Annotated in this window: 27 protein-coding genes; 20 read left to right on the top strand and 7 right to left on the bottom strand. The window is 44.5% G+C overall.

The features are described 5' to 3' along the window. Nucleotides 1–143 precede the first annotated feature (143 nt). The 6 genes from FS736_RS05165 (at nt 144) to FS736_RS05140 (ending at nt 6,194) form a co-directional block, all read left to right on the top strand. The gene (locus FS736_RS05165; RefSeq protein ID WP_144475290.1) at nt 144–527 is read left to right on the top strand and encodes a GntR family transcriptional regulator; all 384 of its coding nucleotides are present in this window, start codon (nt 144–146) and stop codon (nt 525–527) included. Then, on the top strand, nt 524–1,429 hold the full coding sequence (locus FS736_RS05160; RefSeq protein ID WP_313959702.1) for an ABC transporter ATP-binding protein: 906 nt from the start codon (nt 524–526) through the stop codon (nt 1,427–1,429). The genes FS736_RS05165 and FS736_RS05160 overlap by 4 nt, the downstream gene beginning before the upstream one ends. Then, nucleotides 1,407–2,156 (top strand): hypothetical protein, encoded by a 750-nt coding sequence (locus FS736_RS05155; protein ID WP_144475289.1) that lies wholly within the window; start codon nt 1,407–1,409, stop codon nt 2,154–2,156. Before FS736_RS05160 ends, FS736_RS05155 begins: the two co-directional genes overlap by 23 nt. Further along, nucleotides 2,153–2,845: a hypothetical protein gene (locus tag FS736_RS05150; protein WP_144475288.1), complete on the top strand. Its 693-nt coding sequence runs from the start codon at nt 2,153–2,155 to the stop codon at nt 2,843–2,845. The genes FS736_RS05155 and FS736_RS05150 overlap by 4 nt, the downstream gene beginning before the upstream one ends. A 106-nt stretch (nt 2,846–2,951) precedes the next feature. Then, nucleotides 2,952–4,010, top strand: coding sequence for an aromatic acid exporter family protein (locus FS736_RS05145; protein WP_144475287.1), 1,059 nt, complete (start codon nt 2,952–2,954; stop codon nt 4,008–4,010). A 594-nt stretch (nt 4,011–4,604) separates the two neighbouring features. After that, on the top strand, nt 4,605–6,194 hold the full coding sequence (locus FS736_RS05140) for an aspartate:alanine exchanger family transporter (protein WP_144475550.1): 1,590 nt from the start codon (nt 4,605–4,607) through the stop codon (nt 6,192–6,194). A gap of 74 nt (nt 6,195–6,268) precedes the next feature. On the opposite strand, the gene FS736_RS05135 is transcribed toward FS736_RS05140, so the two are convergent. Beyond that, nucleotides 6,269–6,718, bottom strand: a complete 450-nt coding sequence (locus FS736_RS05135; RefSeq protein ID WP_144475286.1) for an Lrp/AsnC family transcriptional regulator — start codon at nt 6,716–6,718, stop codon at nt 6,269–6,271. Nucleotides 6,719–6,997: 279 nt separating this feature from the next. On the opposite strand from FS736_RS05135, the gene FS736_RS05130 reads away from it, so the two are divergent. From FS736_RS05130 to FS736_RS05090, 9 genes are all read left to right on the top strand, one after another. After that, the gene (locus FS736_RS05130) at nt 6,998–8,557 is read left to right on the top strand and encodes an ABC transporter substrate-binding protein (protein WP_260983526.1); all 1,560 of its coding nucleotides are present in this window, start codon (nt 6,998–7,000) and stop codon (nt 8,555–8,557) included. A 78-nt stretch (nt 8,558–8,635) separates the two neighbouring features. After that, nucleotides 8,636–9,589, top strand: a complete 954-nt coding sequence (gene nikB, locus FS736_RS05125; RefSeq protein ID WP_186326669.1) for a nickel ABC transporter permease — start codon at nt 8,636–8,638, stop codon at nt 9,587–9,589. Nucleotides 9,590–9,648: 59 nt separating this feature from the next. Then, complete coding sequence (locus FS736_RS05120; RefSeq protein WP_144475547.1) at nt 9,649–10,479, top strand: ABC transporter permease; 831 nt, start codon at nt 9,649–9,651, stop codon at nt 10,477–10,479. 10 nt (nt 10,480–10,489) lie between these two features. Then, nucleotides 10,490–11,146, top strand: coding sequence for a DUF1028 domain-containing protein (locus tag FS736_RS05115; RefSeq protein ID WP_144475285.1), 657 nt, complete (start codon nt 10,490–10,492; stop codon nt 11,144–11,146). Next, nucleotides 11,143–12,177: an ABC transporter ATP-binding protein gene (locus tag FS736_RS05110; RefSeq protein ID WP_144475284.1), complete on the top strand. Its 1,035-nt coding sequence runs from the start codon at nt 11,143–11,145 to the stop codon at nt 12,175–12,177. The genes FS736_RS05115 and FS736_RS05110 overlap by 4 nt, the downstream gene beginning before the upstream one ends. Next, the gene (locus FS736_RS05105; RefSeq protein ID WP_144475283.1) at nt 12,134–13,123 is read left to right on the top strand and encodes an ABC transporter ATP-binding protein; all 990 of its coding nucleotides are present in this window, start codon (nt 12,134–12,136) and stop codon (nt 13,121–13,123) included. Before FS736_RS05110 ends, FS736_RS05105 begins: the two co-directional genes overlap by 44 nt. 140 nt (nt 13,124–13,263) lie before the next feature. Beyond that, the gene (locus tag FS736_RS05100; protein ID WP_186326668.1) at nt 13,264–14,874 is read left to right on the top strand and encodes a gamma-glutamyltransferase family protein; all 1,611 of its coding nucleotides are present in this window, start codon (nt 13,264–13,266) and stop codon (nt 14,872–14,874) included. A gap of 24 nt (nt 14,875–14,898) precedes the next feature. Beyond that, nucleotides 14,899–15,471, top strand: coding sequence for a chromate transporter (locus tag FS736_RS05095; RefSeq protein WP_144475282.1), 573 nt, complete (start codon nt 14,899–14,901; stop codon nt 15,469–15,471). After that, nucleotides 15,471–15,998, top strand: a complete 528-nt coding sequence (locus FS736_RS05090; RefSeq protein WP_144475281.1) for a chromate transporter — start codon at nt 15,471–15,473, stop codon at nt 15,996–15,998. The genes FS736_RS05095 and FS736_RS05090 overlap by 1 nt, the downstream gene beginning before the upstream one ends. 271 nt (nt 15,999–16,269) lie before the next feature. Here FS736_RS05090 and FS736_RS05085 read toward each other — a convergent pair whose 3' ends face one another. Continuing rightward, nucleotides 16,270–17,124: an amidohydrolase family protein gene (locus tag FS736_RS05085; protein WP_144475280.1), complete on the bottom strand. Its 855-nt coding sequence runs from the start codon at nt 17,122–17,124 to the stop codon at nt 16,270–16,272. 11 nt (nt 17,125–17,135) lie between these two features. Continuing rightward, entirely contained in the window at nt 17,136–20,174 is a 3,039-nt protein-coding gene (locus FS736_RS05080) for a GNAT family N-acetyltransferase (protein ID WP_260983525.1), read from the bottom strand. Between the two features lie 219 nt (nt 20,175–20,393). Between FS736_RS05080 and FS736_RS05075 the strand changes: the two genes are divergently transcribed. From FS736_RS05075 to FS736_RS05060, 4 genes are all read left to right on the top strand, one after another. Next, nucleotides 20,394–20,897 carry a methylated-DNA--[protein]-cysteine S-methyltransferase gene (locus FS736_RS05075; protein ID WP_144475278.1) on the top strand — a complete coding sequence of 168 codons (504 nt, stop codon included), beginning with the start codon at nt 20,394–20,396 and terminating at the stop codon, nt 20,895–20,897. A gap of 508 nt (nt 20,898–21,405) precedes the next feature. Further along, nucleotides 21,406–21,906, top strand: coding sequence for a flavodoxin domain-containing protein (locus FS736_RS05070; RefSeq protein ID WP_144475277.1), 501 nt, complete (start codon nt 21,406–21,408; stop codon nt 21,904–21,906). A 99-nt stretch (nt 21,907–22,005) separates the two neighbouring features. Beyond that, nucleotides 22,006–22,557, top strand: a complete 552-nt coding sequence (locus tag FS736_RS05065; protein WP_144475276.1) for an undecaprenyl-diphosphatase — start codon at nt 22,006–22,008, stop codon at nt 22,555–22,557. A gap of 122 nt (nt 22,558–22,679) precedes the next feature. Continuing rightward, entirely contained in the window at nt 22,680–23,945 is a 1,266-nt protein-coding gene (locus FS736_RS05060; RefSeq protein WP_144475275.1) for a hemolysin family protein, read from the top strand. Between the two features lie 188 nt (nt 23,946–24,133). Here the strand turns inward: FS736_RS05060 and FS736_RS25065 are convergent, their stop codons facing one another. The 4 genes from FS736_RS25065 to FS736_RS05050 all read right to left on the bottom strand — a co-directional run bounded on the left by FS736_RS25065 (nt 24,134) and on the right by FS736_RS05050 (nt 25,733). Further along, entirely contained in the window at nt 24,134–24,265 is a 132-nt protein-coding gene (locus tag FS736_RS25065) for a hypothetical protein (RefSeq protein ID WP_260983524.1), read from the bottom strand. A 37-nt stretch (nt 24,266–24,302) separates the two neighbouring features. Further along, complete coding sequence (locus tag FS736_RS05055; RefSeq protein ID WP_186326667.1) at nt 24,303–25,166, bottom strand: permease; 864 nt, start codon at nt 25,164–25,166, stop codon at nt 24,303–24,305. Nucleotides 25,167–25,185: 19 nt separating this feature from the next. Continuing rightward, nucleotides 25,186–25,356, bottom strand: a complete 171-nt coding sequence (locus tag FS736_RS24160) for a hypothetical protein (protein ID WP_186326666.1) — start codon at nt 25,354–25,356, stop codon at nt 25,186–25,188. A 74-nt stretch (nt 25,357–25,430) separates the two neighbouring features. Then, nucleotides 25,431–25,733, bottom strand: a complete 303-nt coding sequence (locus FS736_RS05050) for an ArsR/SmtB family transcription factor (RefSeq protein ID WP_144475545.1) — start codon at nt 25,731–25,733, stop codon at nt 25,431–25,433. A gap of 255 nt (nt 25,734–25,988) precedes the next feature. Here FS736_RS05050 and FS736_RS05045 point away from each other — a divergent pair, with 255 nt between their 5' ends. Next, a complete protein-coding gene (locus FS736_RS05045) occupies nt 25,989–26,312 on the top strand; it encodes an ArsR/SmtB family transcription factor (RefSeq protein ID WP_144475544.1) in 324 nt (107 codons plus the stop codon). Nucleotides 26,313–26,322: the final 10 nt, after the last annotated feature.

The raw sequence follows: 26,322 nt of genomic DNA, 5'->3' as shown, positions 1-26,322 counted from the left end.
GGGGGTTTTTTTATGGAGAGAAATCCCCTTAATTTAAACATTTTTATAAAATTGGTTAAATATCCCTTGAGTAATTGCATAATATATAATATAGTACATTACAACAGTAATGCACTATATGACCTGTTAGAGGAGGTGCGGGGTTGATACTTAATTCAGATAGCATGAAACCGATTTATGTCCAGATTGCTGAGTGGCTGGAAACGGAAATTCTCAGCGAAAGCATCAAGAAGGATGAGAAGGTTCATTCACAATATCAGCTTGCGGAAATGCTGAATATCAATCCGGCGACAGCGGCAAAAGGGTTGAATATTTTAGCGGATGAAAACATTCTTTATAAAAAACGCGGTCTCGGCATGTTTGTATCGGAGGATGCGAAAAAGATTATCACAGCGAAACGGAGGAACCAGACATTGAAGTCATTGGTGCTAGAGTTGGTGCGGGAGGCGGAGCATCTCCAGGTGACTGAGGAGGAATTGATCGCGATGATCCAGGAAGCCAAGCGGGACTTGAAGGGGGATACATGATGAGTGTGCTGGAATTCGAAAATGTAACAAAGACCTATGGAAGGAAAAAAGCACTGGATGAGCTGACGTTTTCAATCGGGGAGAATAAAATCACAGGCCTGATTGGCAGGAACGGAGCCGGCAAGACGACGATGCTGAAAATCGCCGCTGGTTTCATGCGTGAGAGTTCAGGTGTAGTAAGGGTATTTGGGGAAAACCCGTTCAATAACCTGTCTGTGTCAGCGAACATGATCATGGTCGATAACGATATGAATCTGCCAGCCGCGCTGAATCTTGATGAACTTTTGGAAACGGCAGCGAGTTTTTATGATAACTGGGACATGAAATTTGCCAGGAACCTAGTTGAATATTTCCATCTTGACCTGAAACAGCACCATACCGGGCTGTCGAAGGGAATGAAGAATACCTTCAATGCGATTTTGGGGCTGGCTTCCCGCTGTCCGCTGACAATCTTTGATGAGCCGACAAACGGGATGGATGCTGGCGTCAGAAAAGACTTTTACCGGGCGCTGCTAAAAGACTATATTGCCAACCCACGGACAATCATCATTTCAAGCCATCATCTCAATGAGGTCGAGGACATCCTTGAAGACATCCTGCTCCTAAAGGATGGAAAGCAATTTTTGCATATGACGGTTGAGGACCTGCGGGAGTATGCGGTCGTTGTCAGCGGGAAAGAAGAAATGCTGAACGACTGGCTTAGCGGACATGAGATATTCCATCGTAGCAGTGCTGGTTTTGGCAGGAGCTATGCGGTCATCCGCAACGACTTGTCTGATGACCAGGTTACAGCAGCAATGAAAAACGACCTGGAGTTCTCGACGATTTCAAACGAAGATCTCTGTCTATACTTGACGAGCCAGGAGAAAGGCGGGATTGATGATGTCTTTAACAAAGATTAACCTCTGGGATATTGTAAAAAAGCAATTCCGATTCAAACTGAAATCCTACCGGGGGATGTTCACTTCACTGATGATCCTGCAAATCATCGGAATTCTGTTTTCGCTTGCCGGAGAAGGAGGCGGCGGTGGTAGTACTGAAAATTTCAGTTATGATATGAAAAATTATTCCGGGAATATCGTCCTTGCCTTCATGATGATCTGGGCTTTCATTTCGGCGATTGTCGTTACGACCCAGGCGTATCGGTTTGATGATTATGCGTTTGTGGCCAACAGAATGAGCAGCCATATTGCGAATATCCTGTTCCTCGCCTGGGCAAGTGTCATTGGCGGAGTGACCTTCCTGCTGGCGAGCCAGTCGCTGAAGCTATCTGTCTTGTTCCTGCAGGAGCGGGAGTTCATCGAAAGCCAGCGATTATCAACGCTGCAGATGGCAGAAGGCCTTGCCGGAACCATCCTGTATCTGTTCCTTTTCACGGCACTTGGCTACCTGGTCGGGATGCTCGTCCAAAGAAACAGAATTTTCATTATCATTCTTCCTGCATTGTTTTTCGGAAGCATATTTATCAATGTGTTTGTGGGCAGCGAATCGACCCTGGTGATTGATATTGGACAAATTTTTGTGAAGGAAACCTCCCTTCTGCTGTTCCTGTTAAAGGTTCTATTTACATCGGCCATTGCATTTGGATCGGCTATATTGATTTCGGACAGTCTGGAGGTGAGGAAATGAGTTTTATTTTATTGATCTTTATTATCATATTGGCCATGATTAGTTACGGAAGTTTCTCCAATAAGTTCATAAGTCCGAGGTTCATGAACGGGAGCCGCACCACAAAGGTATTTACAGGCTACCTGGTTGTCTTGCTTTGCACTGGAATCATTTCCTTCATTCTTCCAAAGGGTGAATCCTATCAGGGAGATTATTTGACCGACGAAGAAATTCAGCAAAATGAACGAATAAACGGTGATGTTTATTCGATTGTCGAGTCTGGAAAAATTGAGGAAGCAGAAGGGCTTACAAAAATGAAATCATGGGAATTCCCGCTGGAAGGAAAATCTTTGAATATTAATGCGTTGAGCATCAATGCCACGGTATTCATCGAGAAGGTAAAATCTCTCGAGAATCAGGTCGAAGTGACTCATTACTCCACTTTTTCATATATAGATAATATCGATATCACGGATCGTTTCACTTCACCGGAAATCCAACTTAGCGAGACAACTCTGAAAGTATTCCCTCAAGAGCCTGTGAACGTCAAACTTGTAAAATACACGAATGCCTTTCCTTTTAACCAGTTCGCTGAAAATGGAGAGCAGTTCAACGGCGGTTACGGAATGATGCAGGGACTGAATTTCATCTATATCAAGGTTCCAATGAATACTGAAGTCTCCGGGAATGGATATGTGATCAACGAATAGGAGACTCCTCCTTGAGGGGGTTTCTTTTTTTATGGTGTTTTCGTATATCAGGATCCATACGTTATAATAGTGCGGTATACGTTTTTAAAAAATGAGGAATGAGAAAATGGCTTTATTGAAAAAATTCAACTTTGTTGGGGGCAGGGTCCTTAAAACGGGAATTGCTGTCTTCATTACTGCACTGATTTGTGACCTGCTTGGCTGGCCGCCAATGTTCGCAGTCATCACGGCAATTGTGACAATCGAACCAACAGCGGCTGATTCAATAAGAAAAGCATATGTCCGATTCCCGGCATCAGCGATCGGCGCAGGGTTTTCCGTCGTGTTCAATTTTGCATTTGGGCACAGTCCACTTACATATATGCTCGTTGCAGTCGCGACCATCATTGTCTGTCACCGTCTGAAGCTGCACGACGGGGCTTTGGTGGCGGTGCTGACAGGAGTGGCGATGGTTTCCACCGTCAATGACCACTATTTGTCGAGCTTTTTCATCCGCCTGGGAACAACATTGACAGGGCTGACGGTCTCGACGCTTGTGAACCTTTTGGTGATCCGCCCTGATTACTCCAGGACCATCAAGAGTAAAATTCAGCAACTGATCCATGAGACAGGGAACCTGATTGCCAGCAGAGGAACAGAAATCACGAGGCAGCAGCCTCTGCACCGGGAAACGAGATCAGACTTCCAAAGGGTCCTCAAAGACATGGAAAGTATTGAAACATTGTGCAAATACCAAAAGAAAGAATGGAAGCTGCATCAATTCGACCGGAAGAACATGCGGAATATCCATTACGAATTCAAGAAGCTGACAATTTTGAGACAAATCCATTACCATGTCGGAAATCTTTTTTCGCTGCCTTCGATTCATTTATCGGAGACTAAGGCGAGTGTAGTAGAAGCGATGGTGAAATCGATCAAGACCGCACTCCATCATCCCGACTTCTTGCTGGACGAGGAGCATGATGCCGTTGTCAATGAATTACTCGGCTTATTAAGACTTGAGGTAGATGAGCGGGAAGCAGACGCCCATCGGTTCTCCGAAGAAACGATCATCTATTATGAACTGGTATCGATCCATGACCTGCTCGAAGAATTAAATCACATCCACCAATTCGAACTCAGGCATCAAAAACTACTTGAAAAATCATTGGATATTAGCTCCTGATTAGGGGCTTTTTTTCGTATCAAGACACGGGTTATGATCAACTGGCAAAATGAACAGGACTGGAAAAATTGGGAGAAGCACCCTGACCACATCGCCGGACACAAAAAACAATATCAGCCAGCCAAAGCCAGACTATATCTTTGAATCCTCGGAGGGGGTTTATGAAATGATTTAAGTGAATCAATTTAGAGTCTCTTTTTCAATTGGAAAAAATCTGCGTTTTTTTCCAACTCGCTATAAAAATGAAAAACTCGCTATATAAATAGAAAACTCGCTATATAAAAAGAAAAGTCGCTATATAAACTAAAATTTCGCTATAAAGCGTTCGTTAGCAACGATTTTATGAAAAATTGGCTTGTCAAAGAGAGACCTTTTACATGGAACTCTGTAATTTTTAACAAAAGCCGCAATAATTTTAGTTTACAGATTCCTCCTTTAAGGAAAACGCATAGAAAAGCGTTTTCACCAGGGGGATGTTGTTTTTGTAATAAATTCGTCAATGTCTTGGTTAGGAAATGATCATTTGTCGTGCTATTCTATGTTGTGTAGATTTTCACAAACGGATTTAATTTGGAGGAATCAACTGTGGACGGCATGAAGGGTTTGCTTGAGGAACCGTTAATTTTATTATTTGTCATACTATTTCTTGGCTCGGCGCTGGGTGAAATCAAAATACGAGGATTAAGCCTGGGGACATCGGGAGTATTATTGGCGGCAATGGTGTTCGGCCATTTCGGCTACCAGGTGTCACCGGTCATCCAGCAGCTGGGACTTGGTTTATTTATTGTTGCAGTAGGTCTATCAGCCGGTCCGCGCTTTTTCCGGATGATGAAAACGAGCGGAATCGTGTTTGGCGTCATCAGCTTACTGATTGTCCTGGTTGCTTCCATTACGACGATTATCGTGTCCAAACTGTTCCATCTGTCCCCGGCATTGAGCATCGGCATCATGACGGGCGCGCTGACGAGTACGCCCGGTCTTGCTGCCGCCCTCCAGGCCACTGGAGATCCGCTTGCCTCTGTCGGATACGGGATTGCCTATCCTTTCGGCGTCCTAGCAGTTGTGCTGTTCGTGCAGCTGTTGCCGCGGGTGCTGAAGGTAGATCTGGCGGAGGATCTGAAAAAGAAATCAGGACCTGTCCGCAATGATGAGTCGCCTGAAGTAATAACCATAGAGGTCACTAGCCCTTCCATTAATAAACGGACACTAAAAGAGCTCAAATTCAACCGAAACAATTCTGTCGTCATCAGCCGGGTTATCCGCGGCGACCGAAATATCATCGCTCTCAATGATACAGTTATTCTGGTGGGGGACAGGCTTGTCGCTGTCGGATTGCCAAACGATTTGAAAAAGCTTTGCGGGGATATCGGCCGTGAAGTGGAGACGAACACCGTAAACCATGACAATGTGGAGCTTCGCAAAGTCACGGTCGATGCGCTTGAATTGATTGGAAAAACGATCAAGGAACTTGAATTGAGGCGCACATACGGTGTCACAGTCACAAGAATTGAGCGCAGCGGTTTCGAATTCAACCAAAATCCAAAGTGGCGCCTTGAACGCGGCGATGTCCTGACTCTAGTCAGCAGCAAGGACCGATTGGATGACGTCGAAAAATTATTCAGCAGAAAAAAACTGACCGTAACCAATATTCACATCCTGTCGCTCAGTCTCGTGCTGCTGCTCGGCGTCCTTGCCGGGATGGTGCCGATTCACTTCCCGAAACTCGGGACGATTACATTCGGCGTCGCCGGCGGGCCTTTGTTCATTGCCCTGATCATCGGCCACTTCGGAAGACTTGGACCGATCCACGCGCGCTATTACCAGCCGTCGAACCAGGTCATCCGTGATATCGGTCTAGTCCTTTTCCTTGCCGGTGCCGGTACGACCGCCGGAAAAGGCATCGTCCAGGTCATCCAGCAGGAAGGGTTCAATCTCGTCATCGGCGGAGCAATCATAACCATTCTGCCTGTGATCGCCGGCTTTTTCATCGCAAGAAAGCTTTTTAGGCTCAGCATCATTCACTCATTAGGCGCATTATGCGGCGGAATGACAAGCACCCCCGGACTTGGTGCAGCCAACCAGCTGATGGACTCCGAAGATCCATCCATCGCTTATGCCGCGGCCTATCCATTTGCGCTTATCTCAGTCGCGATTGCATCACAGGTTTTGGTTTTCTTTTTATAAAATATAAAAAACGACACAGACGAAATTTGCCTGTGTCGTTTTTCAATTTCTGCCTTAACTTTCGCAGCCCCCATCTACAATTTCATACCGGTACGGCTTTTGAATCTCCGAAGCAAAATATGGCTTTCGACTCTTGTGATCCCTTCCAGGCTATACAGTTCTTCGTTAATAAAATTCTCCAGCCTGATAAAGTCCTCTACTAAAACATGCATGTGCAGGGTGCTTGGCCCTGTCATCTGATAACAGCTTGCGACACTTGGATTGTTGGCGAGCGCTTCTGCTACTTTTACGAGAGAAGAGGGTTCACAATCAACCTCAAAAAAGGCAGATACAGCTTTTCCTACTTTTTCCGAATTGATTACGACGGAAAACTTTTCTATGACACCATCCTCTATTAATTGATTGACTCTCTCCCGGATTGATACCCTGGATAGATTCAACTCCTTACCGATATCTACATAGGACATTCGTCCATTTTCAGATAAAAGTTGCAAGATCATACGGTCCGTTTCATCAATATTCATCCAAACACCACTTTTCCATTAGAATTAGTAGATTTATCTTAGCTTACAAATGAGAGGATTATCAATAAAAATTGGAAAAAGATTCAAATAATTATAGTAGAAAAAAATCTTAATATTTTCTGAATATTATATAGATTTTTTAAATTCCCTGTATTATAATAATACGAAATTCGAAATGAAATTAAAAGTAGTAAAACGCTTTCATAAAGTAGGTGATTGTAACTTTTTGCCTGCTTATGTTAAGGAAGTTGTTTTGCGAAAAAAGGGGGATAAGCAAAAGTGAGTAAAAAGGTAAAAGTATTTGCAGCAGTATTTATGAGTTTTTTATTGTTTCTGACTGGATGCAGCAATAGTAATTCTTCCAGTACAGGAACAGAAAAATCAACAACTGCCAGCGCTCCGGCGAAAACGGACAAATCAGAAATGGTGGTTGGATTGGATGATGATCCGCCGCAATTGGATCCTCACTTTTCTACAGCTGCTGTTGACCGACAAGTCTTCCACAGTATCTATGACAAGCTAGTTGATGTTGATGAAGAGCTTAATTTTGTGCCAATGCTTGCTGAAAAATGGGACATCTCCGAAGACGGTAAGACATACACCTTTACCTTGCAAAAGGACGTAAAGTTCCATGATGGAACTCCGTTTAATGCAGAAGCGGTTAAATTCAACTTTGAACGCATGATGGATCCTAATACTGGTTCACCGCGTGCATCTGAATTATCTTCTATTGAAAAGATTGAAGTAGTCGACGACACAACATTGAAGGTTGTGCTTTCCGAGCCTTACAGCCCATTCCTTGCGGCGTTATCTGACCGTGCAGGGATGATGGTTTCACCAACAGCAGTAAAGGAAAAGGGCAAAGACTTCGCTAATTCACCTGTAGGTACTGGTCCATTCAAGTTTGTGTCTCGTGTTAAGCAAGACAAAATCGTAGTAGAAAAGAATGCAGACTATTGGGGTGGAGCACCAAAGTTTGAAAAGATTGTTTATCGTCCCTATGCTGATGAAAACGTCAGACTGACAAACCTTACATCAGGTGATGTTGACATCATCAGCAAGGTTCCGCCAAAGGATGTCGAGAAGCTTAAGAATGATTCAAACCTTACCTTATCTGAAACGGGAGCTCTTGGATTCCAGGGTCTGTATTTGAACCATAAGAGTGAACCATTCAATAACAAAGCACTTCGCCAGGCACTTGACTTAGTCATCGACCGTGAAGCGATTATCAAGGTTGCCCTTCGCGATACAGCAGTAGCTTCAGCGGGAGCAATCCCTCCTGGAACATGGGCATATGATGAAAGTATCAAGCCGAAGAAGAAGGATATTGAAAAAGCGAAGAAAATTATGGCTGACGCAGGTTATCCGGATGGATTCGAGTTCACGCTGCAGTTGTCTCCAAAGCCGGTCGAGGAACAAATCTCGCAAATGATCCAATCCATGGCTAAAGAAGCAGGGATAAAGGTGAATCTTGAAATGGTTGAGTTTGGAACCATGCTTGATAATATGGATAACTTCAAATTTGATGCTGTCCGTTTGGGCTGGAGCGGAAGAACCGATCCAGATGGAAATATCTACGCGCTATTCAATACTGAAGGTTCAATCAACTATGGTTATTCCAATCCAAAAATGGACGAGCTATTAGAACAGGCCCGTGTGGAGACGGATCAAAAGGAAAGAAAGAAGATTTACTCAGAAGCTACAAAGCTTGGCCAGGAAGAAGTTCCGTTCATCTTCATTTATCATGAGAAGGATTACAAAGCATATAAGAACAACCTGCAAGGCTATAAACACATAGCGGATCAAATGATGCGCTTCCATGACGTTTCATTTAAATAAGCAATTTACTTGATTCGGCTTGGAGACCCGTCTCCAGGCCGAAATACTTTTGAACCTTAAAAAAAAGGAGGGAGCAGCGTGGTAAAGTTTTTGCTTCGTCGATTAGGACTTATGGTCGTTATCTTATTTTTAGTAAGCATAATCGTTTTTTCACTCGTTCATCTCACACCAGGCGACCCTGCAAGGATGATTCTCGGGCAGGAGGCCACTGAAGAAGCGCTGCAGGCATTGAGGGAGCAGATGGGCCTGAATGATCCTCTTTATGTCCAGTATTTTAACTGGGTAACAAATGTCCTTCAGGGAGATCTTGGGAATTCATTGAAAGATAATACTCCGGTTCTTACCGTGCTGCTTCAGAAGCTGCCGGTAACAATCCAGCTATCCATCATGTCATTTATCATTGCTATGCTGATTGCCATTCCAGCCGGTATTATTTCAGCTACAAGAAAAGGGACTTTCTGGGATTACTTTGGAACAACATTTGCATTGTCAGGGGTTTCAGTTCCACCGTTTTTCCTGGGAATTTTACTGATTTTCATCTTTTCGATTTCATTGGGATGGCTGGCACCTTCAGGGTATGTGGAGCCATGGACGAATTTTAAACAAAGCATGCTTTTAATGATTATGCCAGCCCTAGCAGTAGGGGTCAGATTGAGTGCAGAAATCACAAGGATGCTGCGTTCAAGCATGCTTGAAGTACTGGAGGCTGATTACATTAGGACCGCCTATGCGAAAGGTGTTCTTGAAAGAGGAGTCGTAATTGGCCATGCTTTGAAGAATGCACTTATTCCTGTCGTGACAGTTAGCGGATTACAATTAGCCACCTTCCTTGGAGGTGCGGTGATCACCGAAACGATTTTTGCAATTCCGGGACTCGGAAGGCTTGTCATCGATGCCATCATGACAAGGGATTTTCCGGTTGTGCAGGGTGCCGTGCTGTTCATGGCTATCGCTGTTGTAGTGGTTAACTTCTTTATTGATGTTCTTTATTCGATTCTAGATCCGAGAATTAAGCTAACAGGGGGCCAGTGACCATGGAAGCACAGTTGAATCAAAAAATGACAGTTGTTGAGAGCCCGAAAAAGCGCAGAATGAAAGAGATGAGTTCCCGCTTTTTTCAAAATAAATTGGCTGTAGCTGGTGGTATTTTTACATTGCTGTTGATCCTTATGGCAGTTTTTGCTCCGGTGGCCGCCCCTTATAATCCTGGTGAGCAAGATTATGCAAAATTCCTCCAAAGCCCGAATTCAGAGAATCTTCTTGGGACAGATGAGCTTGGCCGTGATATTTTCAGCAGGATCATTTATGGGGCGAGAGTGTCAATCCAGGCCGGGATAATTTCGGTAGGCATCGCATTATTGATTGGAATCCCGATCGGTCTTTTTTCAGGATATTATCGCGGAGTTTTAGATGAATTTGTTGTCATGCGTTTTACGGATGCCCTGCTTTCATTCCCGCCGCTGGTACTGGCGCTTTCTCTTGCAGCTGTATTGGGAGCTGGATTGCAAAATGCCATGATTGCGATTGGAATCATTTTTACCCCTAACTTTATCCGTCTGGTCAGGGGAGAGGTATTGAGCCAGAGAGAGCGGGAATATGTTACGGCTGCTAAAGCATCCGGGATCAGTGATTTTAAAATCATTTTCAAGCATATCCTGCCGAACTGCATGCCGCCCATTCTGGTCCAGGCTACTCTATCGATTGCCGCGGCAATCATTTCTGAAGCTTCATTAAGCTATTTGGGGCTTGGTACTCAGCCTCCAACACCAAGCTGGGGTGCCATGCTTTCAATGGGACAAGGGTATCTTGGTGACGCGCCATGGATTTCGTTGTTTCCTGGACTGTTTATCTTTTTAACGGTTCTATCAATCAACTTATTTGGTGATGGACTGCGTGATGCATTAGATCCGAAGCTGAAGTGAGGTTATTAGAATGACATTTTCGATAACTGCTAGATGTGAGAAAACAGGAATGCTGGGCGTCGCGGTATCAACTGCAAGACCAGCAGTCGGCTCACTAGTCCCTTATGTGAAAACCGGTATAGGAGCAATAGCAACCCAAGCAACTGTTAATCCGTTTTATGGCCTTGACGGAATCAAGCTTTTAGCTGAAGGAAAATTACCAGCTGAAGTGCTGGAGCAATTACTGGCTTCAGACCCGGATCCGGAGAGAAGGCAATGTGCCATCGTTGATAAGTATGGGAATGCTACTGGTTTTACAGGTAAAGACACTGTTCCATGGCAAGGACATAAAATCGGATTTCAGTTCGTTGTCGCTGGCAATATGCTGACAGGACCCGAAACGATCGATGCCATGTTTGAAACGTATCAGGCACTGAAAAACGAAAGTTTGCCAGAAAGACTATTAGCGGCTCTTGCCAGCGGACAGGAAGCAGGAGGAGACAAACGTGGAAGGCAGTCAGCTGCTCTTTATGTTGTTGACCAAGAAGAGTATCCTCTGGTTGATGTCAGAGCGGATGAACATCATGAGCCTGTCCAAGAACTAATTAGAATCTATAAACAATGCCAAGAAGATCTATTTCCATACACTGCTAATCTAGTAAAACGAAGGGAGGAGGCAATCGAATGACACAGCCATTATTGGAAGTAAAGAATCTTAAGGTCAGCTTTGCTGGGAAAAAGAAGACGACAAATATTGTAGCCGGATTATCCTTTAATGTGGAAAAAGGGAAAACCCTTTGTATTGTTGGGGAATCAGGCTGTGGAAAAAGTATGACCTCCCTTTCGGTCATGGGCCTGCTTCCTAAGACAGGGGAAATTGAAGGAGAAATTCTTTTAAAGGGTGACAACCTTACGGAGAAGTCAATGAAGCAGATGAGTAAAATCAGGGGCAATCAGATTTCGATGATATTCCAGGAACCTATGACTTCTCTCAATCCTGTACAGACAGTGGGAAAGCAGATTGCTGAGACCATTATTCTCCACCAGAAGGTAAGCAAAAAAGAAGCGCGCCAGAAGGCGGTTGAAATGCTTCAGCTAGTAGGAATCCCTTCACCGGACAAACGAATCGATGCCTATCCTCATGAACTGAGCGGTGGAATGAGGCAAAGGGTCATGATTGCGATTGCGCTTAGCTGCAACCCGGAACTGCTAATTGCAGATGAGCCGACCACAGCGCTTGATGTGACGATTCAGGCTCAGATTCTTGATCTCATGAAGAATCTGCAAAAAGAATTGGATATGGGAATTATTATGATTACCCACGACTTGGCGGTTGTATCTGAAATGGCAGATACAGTACTGGTTATGTATGCCGGTAAAGCGGTGGAATATGGTTCGAGAACATCCATTTTCAACAATCCGCTGCATCCATATACACAAGGTCTGATGAAGTGCATCCCTGATGTAGACGCTGAGGAAGATGTGGAAGAACTTTTTGTGATAAAAGGATCTGTGCCATCTCCGGATGCAATGCCAGCAGGCTGCAGATTTGCGGACCGATGCCCGTATGTACAGGATATCTGCAGGGCACAATCCCCAGATTTTGAGCAAGTCGATTCACACCACACAGTCAGTTGCTGGAAATACACAAATTTATGGGAGGAAGGTGAGAAAAATGGGCCAGCCATTAGCGAAGTTGCCGTCGGAAAATCTTCTTGATGTACAGGACTTGAAGAAACACTTTCCTGTCGGTGATCAAGGGTTCTTTGGAGAAAAACAGGTGGTAAAGGCATTGGATGGTATCACCTTTGCTCTGAAAAGAGGGGAAACGCTGGGAATTGTAGGAGAATCTGGGTGCGGTAAATCTACGATGGGGAGAGCAATCCTCAGACTTCATGAACCAAGCTCTGGAACAATCGTTTATGACGGAGTGGATATTACCAGGGTTTCCAAGCGTCAGATGCGCGATAATCGGAAAGATATGCAGATTATTTTCCAGGATCCTTACGGTTCACTCAATCCGCGAATGACTGTTGGATCCATGTTGTCAGAAATCGTAGAAACTCACAAAATTGTACCGAAGAAAGAGCTATATGATTATGTCTGCAATCTGCTTGTCGAAGTTGGCCTTTCAGAACAGCATTATTATCGCTTCCCGCACGAATTTTCAGGAGGACAGCGGCAGCGTGTGAGCATTGCTCGTGCACTTTGCACAAACCCGAAATTAATTGTGTGCGATGAGGCGGTCTCTGCATTGGATGTATCCGTCCAGTCCCAAATCCTTAACCTGCTGCAGCGTTTGAAAAAGGAACATCAACTGACATACTTATTTATTTCTCACGATCTTAGTGTTGTGAAGCATGTGAGCGACAGAGTCGCCGTTATGTATTTAGGGAAAATGGTCGAGCTGGCTGATAAGAGAGAACTTTACGATAATCCGCTCCACCCTTATACAAAGGCATTGCTTTCTGCCATACCTTCAACCAAAGAAGATAAGAAGAGGGAAAGGGTCATCTTAAAAGGTGATGTCCCGAGTCCAATCAATGTTCCGAGCGGCTGTCGTTTCCATACAAGATGCCCGCTGGCTACGGAGCGATGCAGGGCAGAGGAGCCGGCTTTTCGAGAGGTAAGCGAGAATCATTTTGCTGCTTGCCATTATGCATAATGTGCAAGGTCCTTACCAGGGAGGTAAGGACGTTTCTTTCGATATGAAAATGAAATGCTGTTTTATAAAAAGAGAATAATTCATTTGTAAAGCTAATAAGGTAAATTAACTTACAAATGAAAGTAAGAGGGAGGAAAATCATGAACTTAGATTATTTAAATTATCCATACCATTCACAAAGAACGGTAACCTTTGCCAGGAAAGGCATGGTTGCTACTTCTCAGCCGCTGGCGGCACAGGCGGGACTGGATATTTTGAAAAAGGGGGGAAATGCCATTGATGCTGCCATTGCAACAGCAGCATGCTTAACCGTAGTTGAGCCAACTTCCAATGGCATTGGAGGGGATGCATTCGCATTAGTCTGGGTAAAAGGTGAGCTCCACGGTCTTAACGCCAGCGGTCCTGCTCCAAAAAACATCTCAATCGATGCTGTTAAGGAAAAAGGTCATGAAAAAATGCCGACCTTTGGCCTGGTTCCTGTTACCGTTCCCGGTGTACCGGCAGCATGGGCGGAGCTGTCAAGACGCTTTGGCAAGCTGCCGCTGACCGAAGTTTTGCAGCCGGCGATTGAATATGCAGAAAAGGGATATCCTTTATCGCCAGTCCTCGGCAAGTATTGGAATATTGCCTTTGAAAAATTCAAAGAAATCTTTAAAGGTGACGAATACAAAGGCTGGTTTGATACATTTGCTCCAAATGGGCAGGCGCCGAAAATAGGCGAAGTGTGGAAATCTGAAGGCCACGCAAGCACTTTGCGTGAAATTGCCGAAACCAATGCTGAAAGTTTTTATCGCGGGGGACTGGCTGAAAGAATAGATGAATTTTCAAAGCAGCATGGCGGCTTTATTTCAAAAGAGGATTTAGCCTCATATAAGCCTGAATGGGTACAGCCGATCAAAGTCAATTACAGAGGCTATGATGTATGGGAAATCCCGCCGAATGGCCAGGGAATTGTTGCTTTAATGGCGCTGAACATGCTGAAGGGCTATGAACTGAATGAAAAAGAGTCTGTGGATACATACCACAAGCAAATCGAAGCAATGAAGCTTGCATTTGCGGATGCAAAGAAATATGTTACCGACCCTGAGAAAATGACAGTATCCTCTGAACAGCTATTATCGGACGAATATGCCGAAACAAGAAGAAGCTTGATCGGTGAATCCGCAAGACTGCCGGAGCCTGGCACACCTCCAAAGGGCGGAACCGTTTATCTCGCTGCAGCGGATGAGGAAGGAAACATGATTTCATTCATCCAGAGTAATTATATGGGCTTCGGATCGGGAATCGTCGTACCAGGAACAGGAATCGCGCTGCAAAACCGAGGTGCCGATTTTTCATTAGATCCATCTCATGATAACTGCCTTGAACCTGGCAAGAAGACATACCATACCATCATTCCGGGGTTCTTGACAAAGGATAATGAAGCAGTCGGTCCGTTCGGAGTCATGGGAGGATACATGCAGCCACAGGGGCACGCCCAGGTCATCATGAACACAATCGACTTCAACCTCAATCCACAGGCTGCGCTTGATTCCCCTCGCTGGCAATGGATGAAGGGCAATAAGGTAGTTGTAGAGAATACCTTCCCTGCCCACATTGCCCAGGCACTTGCCAGGAAAGGGCACGAAATCCAATTCGCATTGGATGGAGGAGGATTTGGAAGGGGCCAAATTATCTGGAGAGACCCTGCCACTGGAGTGCTTTCGGGCGGAACAGAGTCGAGGACTGACGGTGCAATCGCAGCTTGGTAATCTCAAAAAAGGTGTTGAATGAAAATGAAGCAGCTCGATCTATTCCTGGCATTCTTCCGAGTAGGAATGCTGGGGTATGGCGGCGGACCATCATCCATCCCGCTCGTTCATAAAGAGGTTGTCGAAAAATATAAATGGATGAATGATGATGAATTCGCTGATGTATTAGCTTTAGGTAATACCCTTCCAGGCCCGATTGCTACAAAGATGGCTGGATATATCGGCTACCGTGTGGCTGGTTTTACAGGAATGGTGAACGCCACAGCAGCAACAATCGTTCCGACAATCTTGTTGATGATTATATTATTAACCTCCCTATCTTCGTTTAAAGATTTACCCTGGGTTGACGGGATGACAAAAGCTGTGGTACCGGTGGTTGGTGTAATGCTGGCAACCATGACATGGGACTTTTTCAAGAAATCAAATGAAACTCTGGGAAAAGTGAATGCAGGTTTGATGATTGTTGGAGGACTAATACTGATGGAAGTACTTAACATCCATCCTGCTATCCTTATTCTTGTATTGTTAATTCTTGCAATAGCTAAAAAGGATAAGGCTCCTGGGGTGGAGAATAAGAGTGAAAGAGGGGTAGGCTAATGATTTATTGGCATATATTCCTCGCCTTTTTCATTCCGGGAATACTGGGTTATGGAGGAGGACCGGCATCGATTCCTCTGGTAGAAAATGAGGTGGTCGACCGCTATGGCTGGATGACAGTACCGGAATTCAGCGAAGTTCTCGCAATCGGAAACGCCCTGCCAGGACCAATCGCCACTAAACTGGCAGGATATATTGGATATGAACAGGGAGGGATACTAGGAGCTGCAGTCGGCATATTCGCAACAGTCGCCCCTTCACTGATCTTAATGATTTTTCTCCTTGGAGTCTTGTACCGTTATAAAGATTCCCCAAAGGTTAAAAGAATGACGAATTATATCAGACCAATCATTGCAGTATTGCTGGGTGTCATGACTTTTAACTTTTTCTTTAGCTCTTATGTAGACAGTGGAATGATACAAACAGTCCTCTTAATTGCTGTCAGCTACTTGCTATTGGAAAAATGGAAAGTTCATCCCGCATATGTCATTACAGCATCGTTAGCCTATGGCGGTTTATTCCTATAACTGTGGCAGCCCATCCAATAAAAAGGATGGGCTTTTTAGTTGGTGAAAATTTCTTGATATGCTTGCGGCTCATCCTAGGTCGATGGAAGCAAGATCATCATCATGGGACACAGTGAAGGATGCTTGATCAGTGCTGCCCTGAACACAATCAGGCCGCAGCAGGAATGGTCCTTCTTTCCGGCGGCGGTGAAAATAAAGTCCCATTACCATAGTGGTAACGGGACTTCTTCATGTTTTATGGGAAAAGTACACTACATGCTGAATGTTTTCTTTACTCAACAAACGGCCTGATTTTCGGAAATAACTTAAGTGCCGTATTGTAAAATACATCCTCATGATGCTCCGGCGGAATCAAAGCTTTGATAAACTCGATGTACGGTCCGATTGGAATCAACGGCCAATCTGTGCCGAACAGCAGCTTATCATAGGAATCAGCGAATTCCAGTGCATGGCGCAGGTGATCAAGGAAACGTCCCTTGCTGCGTTTATCCAAGTCTTCCTTTGTGCCGACAATCAACCCTGACAAATCAGCAAAAACATTTGGATTCTTATAAATGATTTCCGCTCCGGTCAGGGTCCATGGATCTCCAAAATGGGCCATCATGAAATTAACATCACGATGATTGACCGCGACCTCGTCAATCGCCATCGGATGGGAATATTTCAGGTATCCGCGTTCGGAATAAGTATCGCCTGTATGGAACACGACCGGGAGCTGGTATTTTGCCGCAAGCTTGTAGACTGGTTCATACACATCGTCATAGGCATAAAAAGGATAGTATCCAAGATAAATCTTGATTCCGACTGTCTTTGGATGTTGAAGTTCATCCTCAAGCCGGTTGAGTGCTGCCTCATCTAGGTCGTATGGATTTACCCCGGCACACCAGAAGATATTAGCTGGCACTTCAGACTCTAAATCCAGTCCCATCGGAGTCCGGGCTTCATAGTCCGGAAACCCCCTTTTGTCGGTTTCGGTCAACCCCATGCCAATCCCGAGAACCACATTGGCATCCTTGAATTCCTGCTGGATGCCGGCAGCGGAATAGTCGACAAACGACAGCTTCTCGGCCGTTTCATAAAAGGATTTTATATTTGATAGATGGATATGGGCATCGATGATTTTCATGTTTTCTCCTTTTAAAATTGAACTCTTCTCAGTTTTTTCAACAGATCTGCGGACAATTTACGATCATCAAACAACAGGAACAGCGGGGCGCTTTTTTCAAAATTGCCCTGGTGTTTGGAAGCAAGCTGAAGCACCTCTTTATTCGTATAAGCCTCGGTAAGTCCCGCGTCGTTGTTTGGAACAAAATAAAGCTTATCCTGTGAATGAACCGACTCGATATAGGAGTCGCCTTCAAGCAGAAGCGGAATCTCCTCACTGCCAGCATGGTAGGAACACATAGTTTTACCTTCATTAACAGAAATCCTGAAATTCGTCAGATTATCGGCTCCGGCAAAGATGTCTGTCATCCACACTTCCCTGGAAATATTTTTGCCGCCATCATTCACGACCTCGGCAAAAGAAACGACTACCGGCACGCCTGGAAGCAATAAATAATATTGGACATATTGAACGCCTTTCCAGTCTTTATGCTCCTTGAACTCGGTAGTGATCGCAAGGCCCATCCACTTGTTGCCATCATTGTCCTTCCGCTCGACCACGGAAGCGGTGCTGTTTTCTTTTAACAATGAGAAGGTGTTGATTCCGTTTGGAGCTGTTTTCATGCCGCCTGCCCATGGATTCCACCAGCTTTTCGCTGTCGGTTCTGGGTAAGAATGGGCGAGCCATTCCTGGCCGTTCAACTGGAGGGAGAATACTCCTGGATAAAAATCAGGGTCTGCCTTCATCTTAATGACACCATTATCAACAGTGAAACCTCCGCCCTCAATGCCAGAAGAAACTGTGCCAGCAGGAGACAGCAGCAATTCTGAGAATCTTGCCTCAGTCCCGTTTCCTCCATAAAAAGCTTCAACGATGGAAATGGGATTCCATTGCAGTTGGGAGGTAACAGAATGAGACGTCTTCTCCAAATCAGAGTTGATAGCATGACTTTCATTTCCAACGGTAAGCGTGCCATCCAGGTAACTGTTCCTGAACGTTTTCAACCTAAAAGTTGGCTCGGCATCAGGACGGACGACCAGCCGTTCTGCCTGGAATCCAAATTCGCCCGTCGTCTCCGGCTTTTTAGAAACTGGAGACTGCTTTGCATAGGCAATGAATTCCTCGAAGTTCTGGAATGCTCCAAGTGACAGCGTGATTGTTTCAGAAAACGCCTTCGCACCAGGTTCCATTTTGCCGAATTGGTCTTCAATGACAAACTGCCAGCCCTCAGGAGCTGCGTTGCTTTTTTCAGACCAGCTCAGCCCGATTGGACCTGAAGAACCCTCGGAAAAATACCAGTTTCCTGTGATCATCTTGGAATCCAGATCCCCGAACTCGATGATGCGATTTCCAGAAAAATGGACAACCTGATTGTCGAGCGGGAAATAAGCCTGCTCGATCTCCTGATAGACAGGCTGGCTGAATGCAACGTTCTCGTGGACCACTGTTCCCCGGTTTTCTATTTCGGCCCACGTATGGATGATGCCGTCCCCAAACAAACGGTAGGTCTGAGTTAAAATAAGGCCTTCCATTTCGCCTGATTCCAGTTTTATTTTCAGATCGATGAAAGAATCATTTGCCTCCCAGGTGACTGCTTCCGGGCTTTTTTTCGTGAACTCGAGTGAATAAGGTTTCCCGAGCTTCGGTGTCAGGAATGCAAATGGCTGCTGTCTTTTGGTATTTTTAGCTGCGGTCGTCAACAGGTCCCGCTTGCGGACATTGATTTGCCCGAGACCATTGAAGATATGCCAAAAATCCTTCGATTCACCACCGAATTTTTTGCCCAGCCCTTTGAAGGCAACAGAAATATTCTGTTCAAATGTCAACTGCTCACCGTTTTCTTTTGTGGCGGTAATCTTAAGTTCAGGGTTGTAAAAACCATGTTCTTTTACCGTTAAAGGAACTGTGATGGTATTCCGACCTTTCGCGGGGACATTTACACGGTAAGTATCATTCTCTAAAACTATCTGTTCCGTATCAGGGAATTGTAAAAGGAACTCCGCGTCATCCTGGAGATTATTTTTCACTTCCACTTGAATAGTAGTTTCTTTGTTTAGAAAACTGAGATTGCCATTGTAACTGGCTTCGATTTTTGCCGGATCGATTGGGAAGATTCCCAGTTTCAGCTCGCATTCAAGCCCGTTTACCAAGACCGTAGCATTAACGCTTGGGTGGGTCCGCCAGTTGCTTGGTTCCTCACCTTTTTTAACGGTAAAAGCTGCCGAAATAGTAGATTCATCAAGTACTACTTTTTCGGAGTCGAATTGGTAAGAGACACGGCCTTCGGAGGCGCCGCTTGCTTTGAATCTGAGTGGCTCGCCGCTCTTGTTGACAATCCTGATTTCAAATTTTCGTTCTTCCTCCTGGATGACTTCATGGTCGGCCATCTTCATTTCGATAAGGAAGTCATCTGTTTCAACCAGCGACATACCACGGCTCGTTCTCTCGAATTGAACCCGGGCATTCGTGTTTCCGTTCTGCCATCTATATTCATAGAAGATAAAACCATTTTTCCTGATTCCGTCCGGCTTCACTTCTATCATTCTCGTACTATCCTCATACCAATTCAGCACTTCGAACACTGGCTGTAACAGCGGCGTGTTCAGCACTTGCGGAATGAAATTCATCAAATGGGTTGAATCATCCCTATCTTCCCAGAAAAAACCGCATTTCTTATAAAGCGGAACGGCCTTCGTGTTACCGGCCCATGTATAAAGATCAAGACGCGGCCAGCCAAGCTCAACGGTTTTTTTCAGCGCCTCTAGCACCAGCTTCTTGCCGATCTTGTGGCCTTGATAATCCGGGCGTACATTGAGCAGGGGAATATACAGCGAACCTGTATCCTCCTTGTACTCCGACAGACCGCAGTAACCGACGACTTCTTCTCCGTCCAGCGCCAGGTACAGCTCGATATTGTCCGAGTTCGCTTCCTTCTTCTTGACCTGCTCCTCCGTCATGACTCGCGTATCGCCGCCCCAGCCATCCCGGCTCAGGTTCCACATCTTCGCGACTCCTGCCGCCAATCCTTCGTGGTATTTCTCAATTTGAATCACCTTGTTCAATTGTGTCACGTCCATTCTCCTCTCTTAACTACGGGCCATCTTCCTTTTTAGATAAAATAAGCTGCTTTTTTGCATTGTCCATGTTTATAACCTCCTTTGTTTTAATGGGAGTGTACTAAGCACTCCATCTTCATCGTAAAGGGAAAATTTGCTAGTGTAAAGAAAATTCAATCTATTTAGTTTGCAAGATTTTTCGATATAATGAAGAAAAAAGAGGAGTGAGGCTACATGGAACAAATAATTCATTGGGGGATTATTGAGTTTGAGCATGGCCCAATCTATATTGCAGCAACGCCTCAAGGCTTATGCTATGTTGGTTCGCCTGAGGAAGACTTCGAACATATGGTAAAACGGTTCCCGGCCGCGGATTTCGCAGAGAATTCAGAAGCAATGGAACCATACGCAAACGAATTGAAGGAATATCTGGAGGGAGGACGCACTGATTTTTCCCTGCCAGTGGATGTAAAAGGAACCCCATTCCAGGAAGCCGTTTGGACAGCATTGAGAGAAATCCCTTATGGTGCGACATATACATACTCCGAAATTGCCGTAAAAATCGGGAAGCCTGCCGCAGTAAGAGCAGTCGGAACCGCTATCGGCGCAAACCCGGTCCTGATTACAGTTCCCTGTCACCGAGTCATCGGGAAAAATGGGGCGATCACAGGGTATCGTGGCGGAATTGAGATGAAGCAGCATTTGTTGGAGCTGGAGAAAGCACAAAGTAAGGGGTAAGGTGCAGAAGTTGGTGGGTATTAGGATATTAGTAGTAGAAAAGTAGAAGCTCCGCCCGAAAAAGAAGGAATCTCGAAGGTACGGTCGGAGAAAGAGAGAAGCTCCGCCCGAAAAAGAAGGAAGCTCAAGGTTACGGTCGGAGAAAGGGAGAAGCTCCGCCCGAAAAAGAAGGAATCTCAAGGTTACGGTCGGAGAAAGAGAGAAGCTGCGCCCGAAAAAGAAGGAAGCTCAAGGTTACGGTCGGAGAAAGAGGGAAGCTCCGCCCGAAAAAGAAGGAAGCTCAAGGTTACGGTCGGAGAAATGGAGAAGCTGCCCTGCAAAAACAGAGAGATTAAGGCTACCGTGGTGAGAAGACCAAATCTTTTTCACTAAGTGAAGTATTCCTGATGTATTGGAATGATTTTGTAAGAAATCTGTCATACATCTCTCACACTTTTTCTGCACCCAACAGCTATAATGAACCCAAATGGACGATTGCAGAATACCAGAGAGTGATGGGGGCGATCTAATGAAAAGTTTGATTGTTTACTGCTCAACACATGGTACGACAGCAAAGGCGGTGCATCTTTTACGAAAGCGGATTGAGGGGGATGTGATTGCCATCAATCTTGATAAAACGAGGCTTCATTCAGATTTGGAGCTGTTTGATTCGGTGATGATTGGCGGGTCCATCCACGGCGGCAGCATTCAGGGGAAAGTCAAGAAATTCATGAAGGAGCATGAGGATGTGCTTCAGAGGAAGAATCTTGGATTATTTCTCTGCTGCATGAGGGAAGGGAAGGAAGCGCAGGAACAGTTTGAAGCGGCGTTTCCGGCCAATCTGAGAGAAGCTGCAATAGCGAAAGGGCTTTTCGGCGGCGAGTTCATTTTTTCGAAAATGAATTTCTTTGAAAAAATCATCGCGAAAAGTGTGAATGGTGAGACGGAAGATCTATCAAGGTTCGATGTGGAAGCGATTCATGAGTTCGCCGATGCATTCAATCACAATCATAAATATATCCCTGTTTAGGATCGAAGGCTTTGATTAAAGCCTTCGTTTTTTGTTTTTCGACAGGGGAAATATTGTATAATCATATTAATTTGTCATGGGGAGTGTGTGCATCACTATATGAATATTGAACTTTTCAAAATGGTCAATGACCTAGGAAAGGAATTCACGTTTTTGAATCCGATTATGGTCCTGATTGCAAAAAATACGATTTATCTTCTGGCGTTAGCAGTGATAATCTACTTGTTCAGCCGGAAGGATGAAAACCGATTGATGATTATGAGCGGCTTGGCAGCACTGATTTTAGCGGAAATCACCGGGAAGATAGCTGGCATGTTTCATTCGAACAACCAGCCATTTGCTGAGCTGGCCGATGTAAATAAATTGATCGATATGGAAGTGAACAATTCATTTCCGAGTGACCATACGATTATCTTTTTCACAATGGCGGTTACGTTCTGGCTGTTTAAAAGAAAGCATACATACTTATGGATATTACTTGCTCTGGTCGTTGGTTTTTCACGAATATGGGTCGGTGTGCATTACCCTGCCGACATCCTTGTCGGGGCGATTCTTGGATCAGCATTTGCTTATCTGGGCTACCGCTTGATTCCAACGATTAAGTTGACGAATAAGAATAAATTGACAGGCGAAGAAATGAAGAATCTCTGATTATGAAACCTTTGTGCCGGGTAAACCGTACATAGGTGAGGCTGAGGTAGAGTTATTTGATTTATTTGTGCCAGACAAGTAAAATATATTCTGACAAATTTTTTTTCGGAGAGTGAATTTTTTTGGAAGTTCCCATAGGTTTAGTCATTTTATTAGGTGTTTTAATTCTTTTGTCTGCCTTCTTTTCATCGGCAGAAACCGCTTTTTCCAGTGTCAATAGAATCAGGCTGAGAAACTATGAGTCTGAGGGCCGCGCTGGAAGCAAGAATGCTCTGTATATTGCTGAGAATTTCGATGACGCGCTGTCTACTATTCTAGTAGGTAATAATATCGTCAATATTGCGGCGGCGAGTATTTCATCAAAGGTTGCTGTTGATATCTTTGGAGCAAGCACGGGTCTTATCATCAGTACTTTTGGTATGACAATCTTGATCCTGATTTTTGGTGAAATCCTGCCGAAGTCGATCGCAAAGGAACATGCAGAAACTTATTCGTTAAAAATATCTGGTATTCTGCTGTTGCTGATCAAAATCCTGACGCCAATTAATTTCCTGTTCAGTAAACTAAAGGCATTTGTATCGAAGGTCTTTTCGAAGGATGGGGAAGTCCAGCCATCTGTTACAGAAGAGGAAATCAAGGTGATGGTCGACATCAGTGAAGAAGAGGGCGTCATCAACAATGAGGAGAGGGAGCTTGTACACCGTTCCCTGGAATTCAACGATGTTCTTGTCGGCGAAATTTTAACACATCGAATGGATATGATTACAATCGAAGTAAGCCAGCCACTTGAGGAAATCAAGCAAATATTCCTTGAGGAACGTTTTTCAAGGGTGCCGGTTTACGAAGACAATATAGATAATATCATCGGATTCTTATCCGAACGTGAATTTTTTGCAGAACTGATCCAGAATAAAGAAGTCAATGTCCGTGAGATGCTGCGCCAGCCGATGTTTGTGGTGAAGTCGATGAAAATCGCTACACTGCTGCCTGAACTGCAGAGGACGAAGAGCCATATGGCCATCGTCGTTGATGAGTTTGGCGGCACGAGCGGCGTGATCACCCTCGAAGACATCCTTGAAGAGCTGGTCGGCGAGATTTGGGATGAGCATGATGAGAAAGTCAACATCATGACGAAGATCGATGAAAACACATATGAATTCGATGCGGCATATGATCTTGATGATTTTGCCGAATTGTTCAAGGTGCCGATGCCAGAAACGTCTTATCATAACCTCGGCGGCTGGATTTTTGAAACATTGGAAAGCATACCGGTAAACGGTGATTCATTTGATTATGAAAACCTCAGAATCATCGTCAAGGAAGTAGAAAATCACCGCATTCGTAAAATAAAAGTGGATATCCTGCCCATTTTAGAGGTGGAAGAGTAAAAAAGAAGGTGGAATCAGGCGTTTTAGATGCCTGGTTCCACCTTTTTTGTTTACTGCTCTTGATGATAATTGAGATTTGCACGGATACTGCCTGTAATTGCACTGTAAAGCAGGGAAGTGCACGCACAATGATGGGAATTGCACGGTGAAAATCGCTAATTGCACAGTCTTCCCTTTACTGTGAAAACCTAGCAGCAAGCTGTTTCCCCGCCGCAGCAAGCTTCAGCTTTATCTTCTGTTTCCTGGACTTCCTTGATTTCCACGCCGCAGCAATCAGACTTTGAGTTGCTGCCCATCAAGATTTTAATAAAGTTAGACATTGATTTTCACCTCCTTTCATCAAGAAAAATTGATTTATTAAACAAAATAGAATACAAAACCAGATATGGTGGACATTGTGATCACGGATGCAATGAAGGCAATCACAAGCTGCTTTTTAAAGATCGATTTTAGCAGGATGACTTCCGGCAAGCTAGCACCAGCTGAACTGATCATCATCGCCATCACCGGGCCAAGGGCCATTCCTTTTAAAATCAGCATTTGTGAGATAGGGATCATGCTTGATAAACGGATGTACAATGGGATGCCTGCGATAGCGGCAACCGGAATCAACCACCATGCATCGTGCCCAAACCACTTTGTGATGAACTCTGTCGGAACCAAACCGTGAATGACAGCACCAATCGCAGCACCTATCAGCAAGTATGGATACACGCTTTTCATCAGCGACCAGGTTTCATTTACAGCGAACCGCCAATTGAATTTTTGGTTGCTTTCTTCATATCCAGACATGATGACGTTTTTTACATAGCGCTGGAAGCCGAGTTTATCAAGGGTGAAACCTATGATGACAGAAAAAATACTTGTTATGACCGTATACAAAATCGTCACCTTCCAGCCCATCACGACCCCCATGATCGTTAAGATTGTTGGGTCAAGCACAGGAGAAGCGAAGAGGAAAACCATGACGATTGAAAACGGGATTTTCTTTTTCAGCATATTAACAACTACGGGTATCGTCGAGCAGGAACAAAAAGGTGTGATAAAGGCGAACAGGATGGCGGCGAAGCTTGCGAGCAACTTATTGCGTCCAGTTAATTTTTTCTCGATTTTTTCGTAAGGGATATAGCCCTGGAGGAGACTGATTAAAAAGGATATCCCTATGAACAGCAAGGTTAATTCAACAGCAATCCATAAAAAACTTTTTAGAAATTCGATCATTATCTTCTACCTTCTTCCTTTAGCAATTGGCTGGTACTTGGCAGCATTTTGGCTGCTGTTCTAGTTTTCGGGAAATTCTTGGGTATTTTTTCATTTGAGGCTGTTCAAAGAACTTCCACGCGTGTCTAGCTTTTTTTTCAACTTCCTGCTGTTTTAACTGTGCCAGTGTTTGATAATCTTGATAAAACATGTATATCCTCTCCTTAATCAAAATATGTTGATTTATTTATCAAAAAAAATTGATTAATATTTTGAAAAGTAAACCTAACAACAGTTGCTAGGTCTGAAAAGGCAGCAAAGCTCTGGAGATAGCAGGTGGTTGATCTCTGTGGTGTTTACGGTGTAGTAGCTCCAGGTTCCCTTTGTTTCTTTTTGGATCAGATTGGCATCAAGCAAAATTTTTAAATGGTATGATAATTTTGATTGCGGCATGTCAATCAGTTCACTTAGATCGCAAACGCAGCTGGAGTCTTGCTGGCATAGGAGGTTAAGAATATGCAGGCGTTTTTGGTCGGCAAGGGCTTTGAACTTCTTTTCATATTTTTCAAAGGTGCTTTGTAGCGGCAGTTCCTTAGCGGTTTGGTTGGCAGTAGTCAGGTCTGTTAAAGGAATGAATTTTTCCACTTTCAGCTCTCCTTAATCAAAATCTCTTGATGTATTGTATTATATTTCCTATAAAACCAGTTTGCAACTGTTAAATCAAAAATTTTTGATTTATTTTTGGTAAAGGATTCATAAATAAGTATTGAACATATAAGCAAATCATTATATGATGATACGGTAATTGGAGGTGGAGAGTAATTGATTAAGCAAAGTATTGAAATGGATCAGGCTGCTGCTTTGCTGAAGCTGCTTGGTGATAAGACTCGTCTGACGATGATGAGGATTCTGGCTGATCAGGATTGCTGCGTGTGTGAGTTTGTGGCAATATTCGAGGCGAGCCAGCCGGCGATCAGCCAGCATATCCGTAAGCTGAAAGACGCAGGTCTGGTAAAAGAAAGCAGGAGGGGCCAGTGGATATTTTACTCACTGAACCGGCAATTTGAGCATTTCGATTTTGTTCAATTGCTCTTGGATGCACTGCCAAGCCAGGATGAAAAATTAATAGAACTAGAAAAGCAGGGAAAACGGATTTCCTGTGAATAACGGAGGGTAT

Origin of the sequence: Cytobacillus oceanisediminis 2691, from assembly GCF_007678455.1 — a bacterium.
Taxonomy (GTDB): domain Bacteria; phylum Bacillota; class Bacilli; order Bacillales; family Cytobacillaceae; genus Mesobacillus; species Mesobacillus oceanisediminis_A.
Note: the sequence above shows the minus strand (reverse complement) of the source record. Positions and strands in the feature narration are given on the sequence as shown.